A 17128-nucleotide genomic window follows, 5' to 3' on the forward strand; every position below is an offset into this window, starting at 1 on the left:
GACGTGACCGACACCCTCGCCCAGCCCGCCACCACCTCGCACGACGAGACCTGGTGGCGCCAGGCCAGCGTCTACCAGATCTACCCCCGCTCGTTCGCCGACGCGAACGGCGACGGCATCGGCGACCTGCCCGGCATCACCGAGCGGGTGCCGTACCTGGCCTCGCTCGGCATCGAGGCCGTCTGGCTCAGCCCCTTCTACCCGTCCGCCCTGGCCGACGGCGGCTACGACGTCGACGACTACCGCGACGTCGACCCGCGCCTCGGCACCCTCGACGACTTCGACCGGATGGTCGAGGCACTGCACGCCGCCGGCATCCGGGTGATCGTCGACGTCGTCCCGAACCACACGAGCGACCGGCACGAGTGGTTCCGCGAGGCCCTCGCAGCCCCCAAGGGCTCCTCCGCCCGCGACCGCTACGTGTTCCGCGACGGCAGCGGACCGTCCGGCGAGGACGCCCCCGCGGACTGGATCTCGATCTTCGGCGGCCCGGCCTGGACCGCCGTCGGCGACGGCCAGTGGTACCTGCACAGCTTCGCGAAGGAGCAGCCCGACCTGAACTGGGCGAACCGCGAGGTCCGCGACGACTTCCTGCACACCCTGCGCTTCTGGTCCGACCGCGGCGTCGACGGGTTCCGCATCGACGTGGCCCACGGCCTGGCGAAGGACCTGGGCGAGACCCTGCCCACCTGGGCCGAGCTCGCCGAGATGCCGAAGGACGGCACGCACCCGCTCTGGGACCGCGACGACGTGCACGAGATCTACGCCGAGTGGCGGACGGTCTTCAACGAGTACACGCCGGCCCGCACCGCGGTCGCCGAGGCCTGGGTCCCCGCCCACCGCCGTGCCCGCTACGCCAGCGCCGAGGGACTCGGTCAGGCGTTCAACTTCGACCTGCTCGAGGCCGACTTCGACGCCGGCCAGTTCCGAACGATCATCGAGTTCAACCTCGGCCTCGCCGAGCAGTCCGGCTCGTCGACCACGTGGGTGTTCTCGAACCACGACGTCGTCCGGCACGCCACCCGCTACGCCCTGCCGCCCCGCGCCGGTGGCACCGACAAGCAGGGCAGCGCGTGGCTGCTCGCCGGCGGCTCGCAGGACGCGCTCGACCGGTCGCTCGGCCTGCGCCGCGCACAGGCCGCCACGCTGCTCGAGCTCGCCCTGCCCGGCTCGGCCTACCTGTACCAGGGCGAGGAGCTCGGCCTGCACGAGGTCGGCGACATCCCGGACGCCGACCGCCAGGACCCGGCGTTCTTCCGCAACCCGGGCGTCGACGTCGGTCGTGACGGCTGCCGCGTGCCGATCCCGTGGACGCGCACCGGCTCGTCGTTCGGCTTCGGTCCGGACGGTTCGCACCTGCCGCAGCCGGCGTGGTTCGCGGACTCCAGCGTCGAGGCCGAGGACGCCGACCCCGACTCCACCCTCAACCTGTACCGGAAGGCGCTCGGCCTGCGTGGCCAGCTGCAGTCCGAGGAACAGCTCGAGTGGATCGAGACCGGCCGCGACGACGTGCTCGCGTTCCGTCGGCCGAACGGCTGGACCAGTGTGACGGTCTTCGGCGACGAGCCCTTCGCGCTGCCGGCCGGCGAGCTGCTGCTCGCCTCGGCCCCCGTGGTCGACGGCGCCCTGTCGGGCGTGGGGACGGCCTGGTTGCGTTCCTGACGCGACGCTCGCGCCCTGGGCGCGACCGGATGACGGACGGGAGGCGCGGTGCCAGCTGGCACCGCGCCTCCCGTCCGTCGTCGCCCGCGTCTACCCGCGGAACCCGGGCCTACCCGACGGAAACCGGCGTACCTGCCGGAAACGGGCGTACCGGGTCGAAAGTTCCGACCGGGTACGCCCGTTCTCGCATACCATCGCGGCCGTTCTGGGAAGGAAGTCCCGGTAGGGTCACCGCATGAGCGGGGCGAGCATCAGCGTGCAGGACTTCGTGATGCGGTTCGGCGACCGCAACGTGGTCGACGGACTGTCGTTCGACGTCGCCCCCGGTGAGACGTTCGGGCTGCTCGGCAGCAACGGCTCCGGCAAGACCACGACGATCCGGGCCCTGCTCGGCATCACCACCGCGACGGCGGGCACGCTGATGATCGACGGCCACCCCTACCGGCCGGCCACCGGCGGCATCGGCTACCTGCCCGAGGAGCGCGGGCTGTACCGCAAGGAGTCCGTCATCGACGTGATGACCTACTTCGGGCGCCTGCGCGGGCTCCGCGGAGCCGAGGCGACCGCGTGGAGCATGGACTACCTGGCCCGGGTGGGGCTCGCCGACCGCGCGAAGCTGCGCGTCGACAAGCTGTCCGGCGGGCAGCAGCAGAAGGTGCAGCTCGGCATCACGATCATGGACCGGCCGCGGCTGCTCATCCTCGACGAGCCGACCAAGGGGCTCGACCCGGTGAACCGGCGGCTCCTGCTCGACCTGGTCGACGAACGGAAGGCCGACGGCGCGACCGTGGTCCTCGTGACGCACCACATGGACGAGGTCGAGCGGCTCTGCGACCGCATCCTGCTCCTCAAGGACGGGAGGGCCGCCGCGTACGGATCCGTGCCCGACGTGCAGGACGCCTTCGGTGGCGCCGTCGCCCGCGTGGGGCTCGACGGCCCCGTACCGAAGTCGTCGCTGTACCGGCTCGCCCGCCACGAGGGGCACGTCGCCTACCTGGTCCCGACCCAGGCCGCCGCTCCGGACGGTGCGGACGTCCTGGCGGAACTGGTCGCGGCCGGGGTGCACGTCACCGCGTTCGAGATGCGCCGGATCCCGCTCGACGAGATCTTCGTGCAGGTCTACGGGCACGACGCCCTCGCCGCTGCGTCGTCGGACGGAGCGGCGGCATGAGCAACCTCGGCACGGTCGTCCGGTTCGAGTTCGTCCGCGCGGTCAAGAAGCCCGCGTTCTGGATCGGCACCCTCGCGCTGCCGGTCGTCATCGTGGTGGTGTCACTGCTCGTCGGCATCGGGCAGGCCGCCGGCACGAACTCCGTGGTGTCCGGGTCGTCCGCCACGAAGACCCCGTTCCACTACGTCGACGAGTCCGGCCTGGTGTCGGAGTCCGTGGCGGCGAAGTGGGGTGGGACGCCGTCCACCGATGCCGCCGCCGACCGTGCCGCCGTCCGGTCCGGTGACCTCGACGCCTTCATCGCGTTCCCGTCGTCGCCGTCCACGACGGCCATCCGGGTCGACGCCGCTGACCGGGGGCTCTTCGCCAACGGCGTGTACTCGTCGCTGGCCGAGCGGGTGCTCGAGCAGAGCGTCGCCGCGTCAGTCGACGACCCCGAGACCGTGCAGCTGCTCCGCAGTCCACCCGCCACCGACGTCACCACCTACGCCGACGGCCGGGTCGCGCCGGGCTGGTTGTCCGTCGTGCCGCCGTTCCTGTTCGTCGCCGCGTTCTTCGGACTCGTCATCCTGCTCGCCGCCCGGATGGTCACCGTCGTGGTCGAGGAGAAGGAGAACCGGATCTCCGAGATGATCCTGACCACGGTGACCGCGGGCGACCTGATCCGCGGCAAGGTCATCGCGATGCTGCTCGTCGGCTTCGTGCAGGTCAGCGTGTTCGTCGTGCCCGGCCTGGTCGGGCTGCTCGTCGCCCTGCCGTTGGTGTCCTCGCAGCTCGGCGGGCTGACGGTCGACCCGTGGCGGATGGTGACCGGGGCGCTTCTGCTCGTCGGCGGGGTGCTGCTGGCGTCCGGGCTGTTCGTCGCCGTCGGGGCTGCCGTGCCGTCGATCAAGGACGCCTCGGCCCTGCAGTCGGCAGCGATCTTCGCGCTGATCATCCCCCTGTACGCGGCGTTCTTCGTGATGACGACGCCGACGTCGCCCGTTGCGCAGTTCTTCACGTACTTCCCGACCTTCACGCCGATCACCGCGATGGTGCGGAACGCCGTCGGGGCCCTGACCGTGACGGAGTCGGTGGTCTGCATCGTCGAGGTGTTCGTCGTCGCCGGGCTGCTGCTGTGGTTCGCGGAGTACCTGTTCCGGCACTCGGTCGCGCAGTACGGGTCGAAGGTGACGGTGCGGCAGATGCTGTCGTGGCGGCGGGGCCGGCGGGGCTGACCTCGCCGGTCGGCGCCGCACAACGTCAGACGCGGACAGGTGCCTCGTCGAGGTCCCACGACGGGACGGCGTGCCGCTTCCACCCCTGGCGCAGGGTGTTCACCGCGCGGTCGAACTCCACCAGGACGTCGATGTGCGGGCGGACCAGCATCTGGATCTGCAGCCCCTCGTAGACGGCGAGGAGCTGGGTCGCAGCCTGGTACGCAGGGATGCCGGCCTCTTCCGAGCCCTTGTCGAAGTCGCGCTGCAGCCCGACGGTCAGCTGCTCGGCGTACTCCTCGAACCGCTTGCGGAACAGTTCGGCGAACCCCGACTCCGAGCTGGCCACGGTGATCAGCCCCGCGAGCACCCGGACGAGCCCGGGGTCGGCGACGTCCTCGGCCAGGGTCAGACGGACGTGCTCGATCGTGCACGTGGGCGGGTTCTTCCGCCGGGTCCCCCGCAGCTGCGCCCACCGGTCGTAGGTGACCAGGAGCAGGGCGTGCCAGGTCGGGAACAGCCGCTCGACGGTCTCGAGCGGGATGCCGGCCACCTCGGCGACGACCGCCGCGTCGACCGCGTCGAACGGGTGCAGCCGGTAGGCGCGGATGGCCGCGCGCACCGTGCGCTCTGCGAGGGACTCGTCGTCCTCGACGCGTTCGCCGTGCAGGGGTTCCATCCGACCATTGCAGCGCATTCCGGGCCGTTTGTCTCGTCCCAGAGCGGGGGCCGTGCTCCCGGCGGCGTCAGCGCGCCGCGACCACGGCGGTCAGCCGACGGTGACGGGTACCGCCGGAGGCCGCACCCGCTGGCGCATCCACACGAAGAACCCGGTCAGGGTGAAGACGCCGTAGAAGACGTACATCAACCCGGAGGCGTAGTACCCGGCGGAGAACAGCAGCGGCACGCCGACCAGGTCGACCGCCACCCAGATGAGCCAGAACTCGACCCACCCCTTCGCCATGCCGTAGGTGGCGAGCAGCGATCCGACGAAGATCCACGCGTCGCTCCACACCGGCTCGTAGGACCCGAGCGCGCGGAAGACGGGGGTCAGCAAGGCGGTGCCGCCGACCAGGCCGACGACGAGCAGCAGACGGGTCCGCCAGGAGGCCCAGCGCGGGTCGATCACGGTCGTCGCGTCCTCGGGGCGGTGCGTCCACCGGTACCAGCCGTAGATGCTCACGATGATGAACATGACCTGACGGCCGGCCTGCCCGAGCAGGTTGACAGGGTTCGGGGTGTCGAAGAGCGCCCCCATGAACACGGTGAAGAGCAGGGCGTTGCCGACCAGTCCGACCGGCCAGGCCCAGACCTTCCGGCGCATGCCCCCGAGGGCGCTGAGCAGCCCGAAGACGTTGCCGATCACCTCGCGCCAGAGCACTGCCTGGTCACCGATGACGATCTGCGCGTCGAACAACCAGCGCACGATGTCCATGGGCCCTCCTCGTTTCCGGACGGTGCAACGACGCCGTGCCTACCGGCATTCCTTCTGTGATCGCTCTGCCGACGCGAAGCGCACACCCAGAAATCGGGGTACAAATCATGTCCTCCCTAGCGGGGACAAAAATGACCCCCGTTCTGGGGTCCGGGTGAACGAGCGTTCTCGCTTGTCCGCACTTTGGGGGACAGCTAACGTCGACACCAGAGCGAGTCCAGCCCGCCCGAGCAGCAGTACCTGCGCTCCGAGGCCCGGCGACCGCTCTCGGCACCGGTCAGCCGCGACCCCCTCCAACCACTGGGTCGATGACAACCTCCCCACCGGACACGACGCCCGAATGTCCCCGGTGGGCTTCAGCGTGCCCCGAGCACGCAGGAACGGATCCACCCAATGCACAAGATCGTCACCGGTGCCATCGCCGGCGCAGCAGGCGTCGCACTCCTCCTCGGCGGCGCGGGCACGTTCGCCCTCTGGAACGCCAGTGCCTCGAGCGCCGCGTCCGCCGTGAGCGCCGGCACCCTGACACTGAGCGCCAACAACGACGGTGCCTGGACCGACATCACGAACGGTCGTTCCACCGCGATCGACCCGACGAAGGCCCTGATGGTCCCGGGCAACACGTTCCAGTTCACCCAGACGCTGAACATCGGTGCGACCGGCCAGGACCTCAAGGCGAACCTGACCTACGCCAACCAGAGCATCACCGGTGACGCCGCGCTGCTCGCCGCCACGACGAAGACGCTGGCCGTCACCTCGACGAGCGCCTCGGTGGTGCAGTCCTCGTCGAACACGAACACGTTCGTCGTCTCGCCGTCCTCGTCCACGTCGACCGTCAAGGTCGTCTTCACGGTGACGCTCCCCGCGTCGGCGACCACCGGTCAGGGCGGCTCGATCAACCTCAGCGCGCTGGCCTTCACGCTCACCCAGACCGCGATCGGTTCCTGATCCACCGATCGCACCCCACCGACCACGACGACCAGGAGCAGGCACGTGACCGCCACACCGCGGACGACGGGACGCCACCGCGCAGCCCGACGGCACCGCTGGGTCTGGCCGGTCACGCTCGCCCTGGTCGTCGCGGTCGGAACAGCACTCCTCGGCACCGGCGGCACGTACGCGCTCTGGAACGGGACCGCCAGCACGGCGGCCACCACGGTACGCTCCGCCACGGCGACCGTCAGCGTCAGCAGCACCACGGCGATGAACACCGCGGTCCTCGGGCCGGGCACGAGCACCACCGGCACCTTCACGGTGCGGAACACCGGGTCGGTCCCGCTGTCGATGCGCGTCACGACGACGGCCTCGAAGTCGTCCGTCGCGGCGGCGACCGGTGAGCTGACGCTCCACCTCGTGATGGTGTCCTCGACCGCGAAGTGCGTGCCCGGGCTCACCGGCACGAGCGGGCGGCTCGCCACCTTCGACACCGGTACCGGGGCATTCACCCTGCCGGCCGGGGTCAGCGGCACAGCGTGCCTCGAGATGGCCCTCGACACCGACGCCCCGCAGACCGTCGCCGGCGCCACCACCGACTTCACCCTCACCGTCACCGGAACGCAGGTCCCCGCATGAACCGCCGCCTCCGGCTCCTCGTCGCCGTGCTCCTCACCGCCGTGTTCGTCGGCGGCACCTCGAGCGCCGCGTGGGCACTGTGGAGCGCGTCGGGCACCACCGCGGCGAGCACCACGGTCGGCACGGTCGCGGCGTCGATCAGCGGGACGAGCGCACTCACCACGGCGTTCTCGTCGAGCGTCACCTCGACGACGAAGCCGATCACCCTGACCGACTCGGGCACCCTCGCCGGCACCGCCACCACCACGGTCTCCGTCGTGTCCGGCAGTTCGACCGCGCTCGCCAAGGCCGTCACCGTCGTCGCCTGGCCGGTCGCCTCGGCCGCGGGCTGCACCACGGGCACGGCCGTCGGCACCGGGTCCGTCACCGGCACCTGGGCGTCGCTGCCGAGCATGAGCGCGAAGCTCGCCGCCGGCGCCGCAGCCGTCTGGTGCACCCGCAGCACCCTGCAGTCGTCGGCCCCGGCCGGCTCGACCGCCAAGGTGAACGTCAACCTCACCGTCACGAGCGGCACCTGGACCTCGGGCGTCGTCGCGGGCGGCTTCACCCTGACCACCCCGGCGGCGACCGTCGACACCACCCCGTCGCTGGTCTGCACCGACCACGGCGGCTGGTACGTCGAGATCCGCTGGGACGCCGCGAACCGCCCGATGGACACCTGGTACGGGGCCTTCGTCGGCTCGACGCCGGTCGGGCAGAAGGCGCAGGACTACTCCGCGTTCATCACGATCGCGCCGCCGGACGTCCCCGCGAGCGCCGGCACCGCGGGCACGCTGACCGTCACCGTCAAGGTGCTCGACAGCGCCGGCAACCCCACGTCGACCGTCGCGGGCACCGGCAAGGTCACGCTCTTCACGCAGGACAACGGGGCGGCGATCCGGTGCGGCGCATGAGCACCCCCACCCCGCGCACCGGCTGGCGCGCCGTCGTCCGCGCCGTCGTGCTCGGTCTCAGCACCGGGCTCCTGCTGCTCGTCGCCGCCCTGGCGGTCGTGCTGATCGTCGTGCCGAAGGCCACAGGCTCGATGCCGCTCACCGTCCTCACGCAGTCGATGGAGCCGACCCTGCCCCCGGGGACGCTGCTCGTGGTCCGTCCGACCCCGATCGACGACATCCGGGTCGGCGACGTCGTCACGTACCAGATCGTGTCCGGCCAGCCCGCGGTCGTCAGCCACCGCGTGGTCTCGGTGTCGTCGTCGTCGGACGGCGAGCGGACCTTCGTGCTCAAGGGCGACAACAACGCCGAGGCCGACCCGGCACCGGTCACCGCCGTGCAGATCCGCGGCGTGGTCTGGTACTCCGTGCCGGAGATCGGCATCGTCAACCAGGTCGTCAACGGGTCGCGGAGCTGGCTCATCCCCGCGGTCGCCGGCGTGCTCCTGACGTACGGTGCGGTCATGATGACCGCGGGCTTCGTGAGCGCCGCACGTCGTCGCCGAGCCGGCACCGGCCGCGTCGGCGCCAGCCACGGATGCCGCAGCCACGGACGACGCAGCGCAGCGCACCACGTCGAGCGGACCACCACCGAGACCAGGGCCGAGACGACGACCACCACCCGGTCTAGGCTCGGTGGACGTGACGGACGGAGTGCAGCGGGCGCGGGAGCTCCTCGACGCAGCGGCCCGACGGCTCCGCGCCGCGGACGTCCCGGACGAAGCACTCGGCGAGTACGTGCAGCCGAAGGCCGTCCTCGGGATCCGTCGTGACGCGACGATGCGGCCCCTCGGCCGGGTGTGGCGGGTCGGGGCGCTCCTGATCGGGTCGTCCCCCGAGACCGCCGGCCGTGTCTGGGCCACCGGGTCGATCACCCGGGTCACCGAACCCGGACGGTCGCAGTACCAGTCGGTCTCCGCCGAGGTCCGTCGCGCCTACCGAGCCGCCGCCGCGAAGGGGCACTTCAGCGCCGGTGACACGGTGAACCACGGTGCCGCCCCGATCCCCGTCGACGACTCCCTGATCGGCACCGAGGGCGTGCTCGTCGTCATCGACGACGTGCCGTCGGTCCGGTGGTCCCCGACCGCCGGCGCCGCAGTCGCCCTCGCCGACTACCTGGACGACCGCGTCGGGCTGCTCGTCAATCCCCCGCGGGGCGCGACCGACTGACGCGGCACCGGAATCGCACGGTGCGGGGTTCGTCGTGCAGTGCCGGTTCTGCGGACACGCGCACCGTGCAGTGCCGGAGACTCCGTGCGCGTTCCCACTCTGGGTGCGAGCTCGTGCTCAGAGCCACACAACCGCACCGTGCCGGATCTCCTGACTCGTGCGAACTTGCCCGCCCCGTGCCCCGCCACGACCCCGCACCGAACCACCTCCACCGCCCTGACCCACGAACCCCGCACCGTGCGGCTCCGGGCGAGCCCCGACGACGCGAACACGGAACCGCACCGCGCCGGGTTCGTTCTGCGTGCCGGTTCCTCGTGTCTGCGCACTGTGCCGGATCGTCCGACCCGTGCGAACTTGCCCGCCCCGTGCCCCGCCACGACCACGCACCGAGCCATCTCCACCGCCCCGACCCACGAACCGCGCACCGTGCACCGTGCACCGTGCACCGACGAACCGCGCACCGTGCTCCGCAGCACCGGAACCGGCCGACCCCACACCGCACACGGTCCACCGGACGCGATCCGCGCCTCCAGTCCGACCGGACCGACCACGCGCCTGTCGTGACGTCACCCGGTCCCGATAGTGTCGGAACGTGAGCAACGAGGCATTCGACGACCGCTACGAGCTGCGCGAGTTCGCGCCCGGGACGGACGACAAGGGGGCACCGAACGCCGAGACGGCAGCGTGGATGCAGGCCGTCGGGATGGGCTTCCACGAAGCCGACCCCGACGCCGAGGGCGCAGCCCGCATGGCGTCGTACTTCATCGCCGACGAAGAGACGTTCCTCGGGGTCTACGTGCGTGAGCCGTTCCCCGGGTCCGTCGACGAGACGTGGCCGGCCGGCACCTTCACGTGGTTCCGCAAGGCGCTGAGCTGGGGCGACGGCTCCTCCGTCGACACCCAGGCGATCTCCGCGGTCACCGTCCGCCCGACCGAGCGTCGCCGCGGCATCCTGCGCCGGATGATGACGCACGCGCTCGAGCGCGGGGTCGCCGAGGGCTACGCGGTCGCGTCGCTGACCGCGTCCGAGGGCACCATCTACCGCCGCTTCGGCTTCGGCTGCGCCATCCGCGAGCGTGCCGTGCACGTCCGCCGCGAGCGCGCGCTCCCCCTGCTCGCCCCGACCTCCGGCACGGTGTCGGTCGTGACGCCGCAGTGGCTCGCCGACGGCCCGGGCAAGGCGGTCTTCGACCGGTTCCACGTCCGCACCCCCGGCTCGATGGTCCGCAACACCGGCACCTGGCCGATCGCGTTCGGCCTGCTCGGCCACGACGGGCAGAAGGCGAAGGACGTCCGCGCGGCGGTGCACCGTCCCGACGGCTCCGACGAGATCGACGGGTACGTCACCTGGCGCGTCAAGGAGGACCGCGGTTCCGACACCGCACTCGAGATCGTCGACCTGGTGTACGCGGACGACCAGGCCTACACCGCCCTGTGGGAGTTCCTGCTCTCGGTCGACCTCAACGACGTCGTGAAGTACAACCGCTCCCGCCTCGACGACCCCATCGTCGCGGCGCTCGGCGACAACCGTGCGTACGACGTCGACCACGAGGAGGACCACGTCTGGCTGCGCGTGCTCGACGTGCCCGCGGTGCTGGCCTCGCGGCCGTTCGCCGTCGACGGATCGCTGACACTCGGGGTCACCGACGCGCTCGGCTTCACCACCGGCACGTACCGCCTCGACGTCCAGGAGGCCCGTGGCACCGTCACGCGCATCGCCGACGACGTCGACGTGGCCGGGTCTGACGTCCAGCTCGACGTCGCGGAGCTCGGTGCGCTGCTGATCGGCTCCGTCTCCCCCGTCACGTTGGCCGCCGCGGGGCTCGTCCGCGCCACGGACCCGGCGTCGGTGGAGCTGCTCCGCGCGATGCTGCTGCCGCCCCGGACGCCGCACGGCATCACGTACTTCTGATGGACGTCGGCCGCGTGGTGGGGCGTGCGCGTCAGGTCGTCTCCGTCCTGGCGTCACCTGCCCTGCGTGCGGCCGCGCTCGGTGGGAGCCCCGTCGATGACCGCACCCGGGCTGCGATCGACTCGTTCGACTGGCTCACCGACGAGGGTCCCGACGTGTCGGTGCTCGGCCGGACGTCACGCGGACTCCAGCGACTGCAGTCGCCGGCCGCGGTGCTCGAGTTCGACCGGATCGAGCGGATGCCGGTGAAGGACGTCGAACGACATGCGCTGTCCGTCCGGATCGTCGAGCTCGTGTTCGAGCGACTCGGACCGGACCGAGCCGTGCCGGAGCCCGTCCTGAACGCGGCCGTCGGCATGTTCGCGACCGATGTGTCCGTCGTGCGCCGGGATGCCGTGGACCTCGGCGTCCTGACGCGCACCGACGACGGTTCGGTCTACCGAATGGTGCGTCGTCTGGCCTGAGGCTGCTGGGTCTTCCCGTGCGGGGCGAGCTTGGTCACTCAGTGCGAGGTTGTTCCGCCGCACGGGGTGAACAACCTCGCACCGTGCGGCGCCCCTACGCCCGGCGCCGCACGCGCGGGTCGACGAACGCGTAGACCACGTCGACGATCACGTTCGCCGTGACGATCAGCAGCGCCGAGAACAGCGTGAAGCCGACGACCACCTGCAGGTCGAGCGTGTGCACCGCATCGATGAGCAGTGCGCCGAGACCCTGCATCGAGAACACCTTCTCGGTGATGACCGCGCCACCGAGCAGCGACCCGAGGTCGAGCCCGAACAGCGTCACCACGGGCAGGATCGCCGTCCGGAGCCCGTGCCGCACGACGACCTGGCGCTCCCGCAGCCCCTTGGCACGGGCGGTCCGGACGAAGTCCTGCGACATCGACTCGAGCATCTCACCGCGGGTCAACCGGGCGTAGATCGCAGCGCTGATGAAGGCCAGCACGCACCACGGCAGGATCAGGTGGGTGAACCAGCCGACCGGGTCGTCGCCGAAGGCCACGTACCCGCTCGTCGGCAGGATCCCCAGCACGAACCCGAACAGCAGGATGCCGAGCAGCCCGACCAGGTACGCCGGGGACGAGACACCGGCGACCGCGACCGTCATCACGGCCCGGTCGACGAAGGTGCCACGGCGCAGTGCCGAGACGGTGCCGCCGAACACCCCGGCGACGAGCCACAGCACGGCGGCGCCCACGGCGATCGAGGCCGTGACGGGCAGGCGCGCCAGGATCAGCTCGGTGACGCTCTCGTGCAGCTGGAACGAGTACCCGAAGCACGGCGCCGCGCACTCGATGACGCTGTTGCCGCTGCCGAAGGTCCGGCCGGTGAAGATGCCGGCCAGGTAGGCCCCGAACTGTGCGAGCCAGGGCTTGTCGGTACCGAGGAACGCCTGGACCTCCCGCAGCCGGTCGGGCGTGCAGGGCTTGTCGCAGATCGCCCGGGCCGGGTTGGTCGGCAGGAGCATGAAGAGCGCGTAGGTGATGGCCGCGACGACGAGCAGCACGACGGCGGCCCCGAGCACGCGGATCGCGAGGAACCGCAGGGTGGCGGCGTTCACGCGGTGCCTCCTCGTGGGTCGAGGGCGTCGCGCAGGGCGTCACCGAGCACGTTGAAGGCGAGGGTGATGAGGAACAGTGCGGCTCCGGGGAACACGAGGTACATGGGATCGGTCTGCACCCAGCCGATGGCGTCGCCGATGCTGCGACCCCACGACGGTGTCGGCGGGTTCACGCCGACGGCCAGGAACGAGAGCGCGGCCTCGGCACCGATCATCGACGGGATCGAGATGGTGGCGTAGACGGTGATGGTCGCGGCGAGGTTCGGCAGCAGCTGCGTGCGGATGACGTGCCAGCGCCCGGCGCCCATCGCGGTGGAGGCGACGACGTAGTTGCGGCTGACGAGCGACAGCGTCTGCCCCCGCACGACACGGGCCACGGCCGGCCAGCCGAAGAACCCGATGACGAGCACGACGAGCACGGGCTTCGGGAACGTCGACGGCACGATCGCGGTGAGGGCGATCATGAACACGAGCGACGGGAACCCGAAGATCACGTCGACGACCCGCGAGAGCACCCGGTCGTACCAGCCGCCGAAGAACCCGGTCGTGACGCCGACGAGCACGCCGATGACGATCGACACCAGGGTTGCGGCGAGTCCGATGCCGAGTGAGGTCCGCGCACCGTACGTGACGATCGAGAACAGGTCACGCCCGGTCAGGGGCTCGACACCGAACCAGTGGTCACCACTGATGCCGCCGCCGGCGCCCCGGGGCGCACCGAACGAGTTGAGGGCGTCGATGTCGTACGAGTACGGGTCCTGCCCGGACAGCTTCGCGATGAGCGGGGCCGCCACGGCGACCACCAGGAACACCGCGATGACGACGGCCGAGGCCACCGCCCAGCGGTCCTGCCGGACACGTCGCACCACGGCCCGGAAGCCGGTCGTGCGGCCGGACGGTGCGACCGGTCGGTCGACGACGTTGGCCGTCACGAGGCCACTCCTTCCCACGCGCGCCACGCCTCGCGGCGAGCGGCTTGTCGCACGGGATCGGCGACGGGCGCTGCGGCGAGGAGCATGCGCGTGTAGTCCTGGTGCGGGTCGTCGAGCACGGCGTCGGTGCTCCCCCGCTCGACGACCCGGCCGTCGCGCAGCACGATCACCTGGTCGGCGAGCTGGCGGACGACGGCGAGGTCGTGGCTGATGAGCAACATGCCGAAGCCGAACTCCCGCTGCAGCCCGGCGAGCAGGTCGAGCACGGCGGCCTGCACCGTCACGTCGAGTGCCGAGGTCGGTTCGTCGGCGATGACGAGTGCCGGCCGCAGTGCGAGCGCACGCGCGACGGCGACGCGCTGCCGCTGGCCGCCCGACAGCTGGTGCGGGAACCGCTCGGCCCACGTCGGGTCGAGCTGCACGGCGGTCAGGAGTTCACGGACCCGTTCGGCTCGCTCGGCGGCGGAGTCGGTGCCGTGCACGAGCAGCGGTTCCGCGATGCTCCAGCCGATGGTCTGTCGCGGGTTGAGCGACGACGCCGGGTCCTGGAACACGATGCCGACCCGGCTGCGCAGCTCGCGCAGTCGTCGTCCGCGAGCGGTGCGCAGGTCGCTGCCGTCCACCTCGACCGAGCCGGCGACGACGGGCACCAGGCCCGCGAGCGCGCGCCCGATCGTGGACTTGCCGGAACCGGATTCGCCCACCAGGCCGACGGTCTCGCCGGCGTGCAGGTCGAGGTCGATGCCAGACACGGTCGGTCCGCCTCGGCGCGAGTACCGCACGGCGACGTCGCGCAGGCGCGCCACGGGCGGCCGGGAGGCGCGACTCGCGTCCGCCTCGTCGCTCACCGCAGCGGTCTTCGCGCTGGGCGACACCTCACGCGCACCCGGAGCCGTGAGCTGTCGCTGGGCGCGTGAGCCGGGCTCGTCGGCCCGGGCGTCCGGGTCCGCAGCCGGCGTTGCGGACGCCGGACGCCCCTCCAGGCTCGGGACGGCTGCGAGGAGCTCGCGCGTGTAGTCGGCGGTCGGGTGGGCGAAGACCTCGGCGACGGTCCCGTGCTCGACCGGGTCGCCGCGGCGCAGCACCAGCAGGTCGTCCGCGACGTCCGCGACCACGCCCATGTCGTGGGTGATGAGCAGCACGGCGAGGGAACGCTCGCGGCCGAGCCGCCGCAGCAGGTCGAGGATGCCGGCCTGCACGGTGACGTCGAGCGCGGTCGTGGGCTCGTCGGCGAAGAGTGCGACCGGGTCGCCGGCCAGGGCCATCGCGATCATCGCGCGCTGGAGCTGGCCGCCGGACAGTTCGTGCGGGTAGGCCTTCCGGATGCGCTCCGGGTCGGTGAGCCCGGCGTCACGGAGCAGTTCGTCGACGCGTGCCCGGACCCCGGCGCGGTCGAGCCCGGTCGGGTGGGCTCGGACGGCCTCGGCGATCTGCGTGCCGATCGAGAGGACCGGTGTGAACGAGTTCATCGGCTCCTGGAAGACCACGCCGATGCCCGCACCCCGGACGGCGCGGACAGTCTCGACGGGGGCACCGATGAGTTCCTCGCCACGGAACCGGGCGCTGCCCGACACCGAGGCCTGCGGCGGCAGGAGCCCGAGCACGCTCATGGCGCTGACGGACTTGCCCGAGCCGGACTCCCCCACCAGGGCGAGGACCCGGCCGGGCGTCAGGTCGAAGGAGACGTCACGGACGACGGGCTCCGCGTCGCCGAACGCGACGCGGAGCCCCTCGACCTGCAGGATCGGTTCGGTCACTGCTTGAGCGAGACCTTGAGGTAGTTCGGGTACGCCGGGAAGTCCGCGATCTGGAAGTTCTGCACGTTCGAACCGGCGAGGAAGGACTGCTTCGCGTAGATCAGCGGCACGACCGGAGCGTCGGCCATGATCTTCTTGTCCGCCTGGGCCCAGAGCTTCTGCGCGTCGTCCTGGTCGACCGTGGAGCTCGCCTTCGCGAGGAGGGCGTCCACCTCGGGGTTGCTGTACTTCGAGACGTTGTAGCCACCGCCACCGATCTGCGACGAGTCGTAGAGGGGCTGCAGGTTGGCGTTCGCGCTCGGGAAGTCCGGCTGCCAGCTCGACAGCGACAGGTCGAAGTCGGTGCCGTTGGTGGTCGCCTGCGTGAAGGAGTCGTAGTCGAGCGGCTTGAGCGTCACGGCGATGCCGGCGCGCTTCAGGCCGGACTGCAACGCCTGCGCCTGGGCGAGGTAGGTCGGGTCGTTCTGCGTCACGAGGGTCAGCTTCAGGTTGCTGACGCCGGCCTCCTTGAGCAGCTGCTTCGCCTTGTCGACGTCACCGGTGGCCTTCGTCTCGTACAGGTCGTAGTCCTGGCGCCCGGCGATGCCCGGGGTGATGAGCGTCGAGGCGTACGAACCGGCGATCGCGCCGCCGGCGGCGATCCGGAAGGACTTGCGGTCGACCGCGTACTGCAGCGCCTGGCGGACCTTGAGGTCCTTGAGCTCACCGCGCTGCGTGTTGATCGCCATGTAGCTGATCGGGCCGGCCTTCGACGTGGCCAGGCGGTCCTGGGCTGCAGGGTTGCTGCGCACCTGGTTGAGCTCGGCGGCACCCAGGTAGATGGCGCCGAACGAGTTCTTGGCGTCGCCGTTGTCCGCGATCAGCGTCTGCGTCGCCGTGGACTGGTCCTGGCTCTCCTTGAAGACGATCTTCGACGGGCCGGCGGTGCGGACCTCGTCGGTCTTCGCGCTCCAGTTCTTGTTGCGGACGAGCGTGACCTGCGAGCCCTGCGTGTTCGACTGCACCTGGTACGGGCCGGACGCGACCGGCTTCAGGTCGTAGGCACCGGTGTCCTTGCCGTCACCCTCGGGCACCGGCGTGAAGGCCGGCATCGACGCGAGCCACGGCCAGTCGCCGTACGCGTCGTTCAGCTTGAAGACGATGGTCTTGTCGTTCGGGGTCTCGATGCTGTCGAGCGACTTGCCGTCGAAGGGGCCCTTGTAGTCGGCACCGCCCACCAGGAGCGACTTGTGGTAGCTCAGGCCACCGCTCAGCGTCGGCGCGAACGAGCGCTCGATGCCCCACTTGATGTCCTTCGTGGTGATCGGCGTGCCGTCCTGGAACTCGACGCCGTCCTTCAGCGTGTAGGTCCAGGTCTTGCCGTCGTCGCTCGACACCCCGGTGTTGGTCGCCAGGTCGGGGACGACCTTCGCCGTCTTGCCCGGCTCGACGTCCCACGTGGTGAGCCGTCGGGCGACGAGGCCCAGCGACGTGATGCCGAGGCTCTGGCTGGTCGCGGGGTCGAGGTGGAACGTGGTCTGCGGCGTCAGGATGTTGAGCGTGCCGCCCTTCGCCGTGCCCTCGGCGCCGTCGTCGGACGAACCCCCACCCGAGCAGCCGGTCAGGACCAGGGCTGCTGCTGCGGCGACGGCCGCGGTGATCGTCAGGCGGTTGGGGCGTCTCATGACGGTGCTGCTCCTCGGGGAAGGGGGTCGCGATCGCGGTGGCGGTCGCTGCGACGGCGGAACGGTTCACCCGCCGGGCGGCGTCCATCCTGACACCGCGACGGTGGCCCGTCCGAATCTCGCGTGCGACGGACGACGCACGACGAAACATTGCAAGCGCCG

16 protein-coding genes are annotated in these 17128 nt (G+C 71.2%); 10 read left to right on the forward strand and 6 right to left on the reverse strand.

Annotated features, from left to right (window positions below; all coding sequences use genetic code 11):
- The first annotated feature begins 3 nt into the window (after positions 1–3).
- The 3 genes from FFG40_RS15790 to FFG40_RS15800 all read left to right on the forward strand — a co-directional run bounded on the left by FFG40_RS15790 (position 4) and on the right by FFG40_RS15800 (position 4050).
- Complete coding sequence (locus tag FFG40_RS15790; RefSeq protein WP_138803987.1) at positions 4–1662, forward strand: glycoside hydrolase family 13 protein; 1659 nt, start codon at positions 4–6, stop codon at positions 1660–1662.
- Between the two features lie 235 nt (positions 1663–1897).
- Positions 1898–2833: an ABC transporter ATP-binding protein gene (locus FFG40_RS15795; RefSeq protein WP_143882754.1), complete on the forward strand. Its 936-nt coding sequence runs from the start codon at positions 1898–1900 to the stop codon at positions 2831–2833.
- Positions 2830–4050 carry an ABC transporter permease gene (locus tag FFG40_RS15800; protein ID WP_111029939.1) on the forward strand — a complete coding sequence of 407 codons (1221 nt, stop codon included), beginning with the start codon at positions 2830–2832 and terminating at the stop codon, positions 4048–4050. Before FFG40_RS15795 ends, FFG40_RS15800 begins: the two co-directional genes overlap by 4 nt.
- 25 nt (positions 4051–4075) lie before the next feature.
- Here the strand turns inward: FFG40_RS15800 and FFG40_RS15805 are convergent, their stop codons facing one another.
- Both FFG40_RS15805 and pnuC read right to left on the reverse strand, forming a co-directional pair.
- The gene (locus FFG40_RS15805; protein ID WP_138803989.1) at positions 4076–4708 is read right to left on the reverse strand and encodes a TetR family transcriptional regulator C-terminal domain-containing protein; all 633 of its coding nucleotides are present in this window, start codon (positions 4706–4708) and stop codon (positions 4076–4078) included.
- Positions 4709–4798: 90 nt separating this feature from the next.
- Positions 4799–5464, reverse strand: coding sequence for a nicotinamide riboside transporter PnuC (pnuC, locus tag FFG40_RS15810; RefSeq protein WP_138803990.1), 666 nt, complete (start codon positions 5462–5464; stop codon positions 4799–4801).
- Between the two features lie 393 nt (positions 5465–5857).
- On the opposite strand from pnuC, the gene FFG40_RS15815 reads away from it, so the two are divergent.
- The 7 genes from FFG40_RS15815 (at position 5858) to FFG40_RS15845 (ending at position 11514) form a co-directional block, all read left to right on the forward strand.
- The gene (locus tag FFG40_RS15815; RefSeq protein WP_071404262.1) at positions 5858–6412 is read left to right on the forward strand and encodes an alternate-type signal peptide domain-containing protein; all 555 of its coding nucleotides are present in this window, start codon (positions 5858–5860) and stop codon (positions 6410–6412) included.
- Positions 6413–6457: 45 nt separating this feature from the next.
- A complete protein-coding gene (locus FFG40_RS15820) occupies positions 6458–7036 on the forward strand; it encodes a TasA family protein (protein ID WP_138803991.1) in 579 nt (192 codons plus the stop codon).
- Positions 7033–7929, forward strand: a complete 897-nt coding sequence (locus FFG40_RS15825) for a hypothetical protein (RefSeq protein WP_138803992.1) — start codon at positions 7033–7035, stop codon at positions 7927–7929. Before FFG40_RS15820 ends, FFG40_RS15825 begins: the two co-directional genes overlap by 4 nt.
- Positions 7926–8741 carry a signal peptidase I gene (locus tag FFG40_RS15830; protein WP_260678894.1) on the forward strand — a complete coding sequence of 272 codons (816 nt, stop codon included), beginning with the start codon at positions 7926–7928 and terminating at the stop codon, positions 8739–8741. Before FFG40_RS15825 ends, FFG40_RS15830 begins: the two co-directional genes overlap by 4 nt.
- The gene (locus FFG40_RS15835; RefSeq protein WP_138803994.1) at positions 8707–9138 is read left to right on the forward strand and encodes a hypothetical protein; all 432 of its coding nucleotides are present in this window, start codon (positions 8707–8709) and stop codon (positions 9136–9138) included. The genes FFG40_RS15830 and FFG40_RS15835 overlap by 35 nt, the downstream gene beginning before the upstream one ends.
- Before the next feature lie 592 nt (positions 9139–9730).
- Entirely contained in the window at positions 9731–11050 is a 1320-nt protein-coding gene (locus FFG40_RS15840) for a GNAT family N-acetyltransferase (protein WP_138803995.1), read from the forward strand.
- Complete coding sequence (locus tag FFG40_RS15845; RefSeq protein ID WP_138803996.1) at positions 11050–11514, forward strand: DUF2087 domain-containing protein; 465 nt, start codon at positions 11050–11052, stop codon at positions 11512–11514. The genes FFG40_RS15840 and FFG40_RS15845 overlap by 1 nt, the downstream gene beginning before the upstream one ends.
- A 94-nt stretch (positions 11515–11608) precedes the next feature.
- Here FFG40_RS15845 and FFG40_RS15850 read toward each other — a convergent pair whose 3' ends face one another.
- Genes FFG40_RS15850 through FFG40_RS15865 form a run of 4 tightly spaced genes read right to left on the reverse strand, consistent with a single transcriptional unit; the run spans position 11609 to position 16966 of the window.
- Positions 11609–12613, reverse strand: a complete 1005-nt coding sequence (locus tag FFG40_RS15850) for an ABC transporter permease (protein WP_027466175.1) — start codon at positions 12611–12613, stop codon at positions 11609–11611.
- Complete coding sequence (locus tag FFG40_RS15855) at positions 12610–13545, reverse strand: ABC transporter permease (protein ID WP_027466174.1); 936 nt, start codon at positions 13543–13545, stop codon at positions 12610–12612. Before FFG40_RS15855 ends, FFG40_RS15850 begins: the two co-directional genes overlap by 4 nt.
- Entirely contained in the window at positions 13542–15302 is a 1761-nt protein-coding gene (locus FFG40_RS15860; RefSeq protein ID WP_138803997.1) for an ABC transporter ATP-binding protein, read from the reverse strand. Before FFG40_RS15860 ends, FFG40_RS15855 begins: the two co-directional genes overlap by 4 nt.
- The gene (locus tag FFG40_RS15865) at positions 15299–16966 is read right to left on the reverse strand and encodes an ABC transporter substrate-binding protein (RefSeq protein WP_138803998.1); all 1668 of its coding nucleotides are present in this window, start codon (positions 16964–16966) and stop codon (positions 15299–15301) included. The genes FFG40_RS15860 and FFG40_RS15865 overlap by 4 nt, the downstream gene beginning before the upstream one ends.
- Between the last annotated feature and the right edge of the window lie 162 nt (positions 16967–17128).

This window comes from Curtobacterium sp. KBS0715 (assembly GCF_005938005.2).
In the GTDB taxonomy this organism is placed as follows: domain Bacteria; phylum Actinomycetota; class Actinomycetes; order Actinomycetales; family Microbacteriaceae; genus Curtobacterium; species Curtobacterium flaccumfaciens.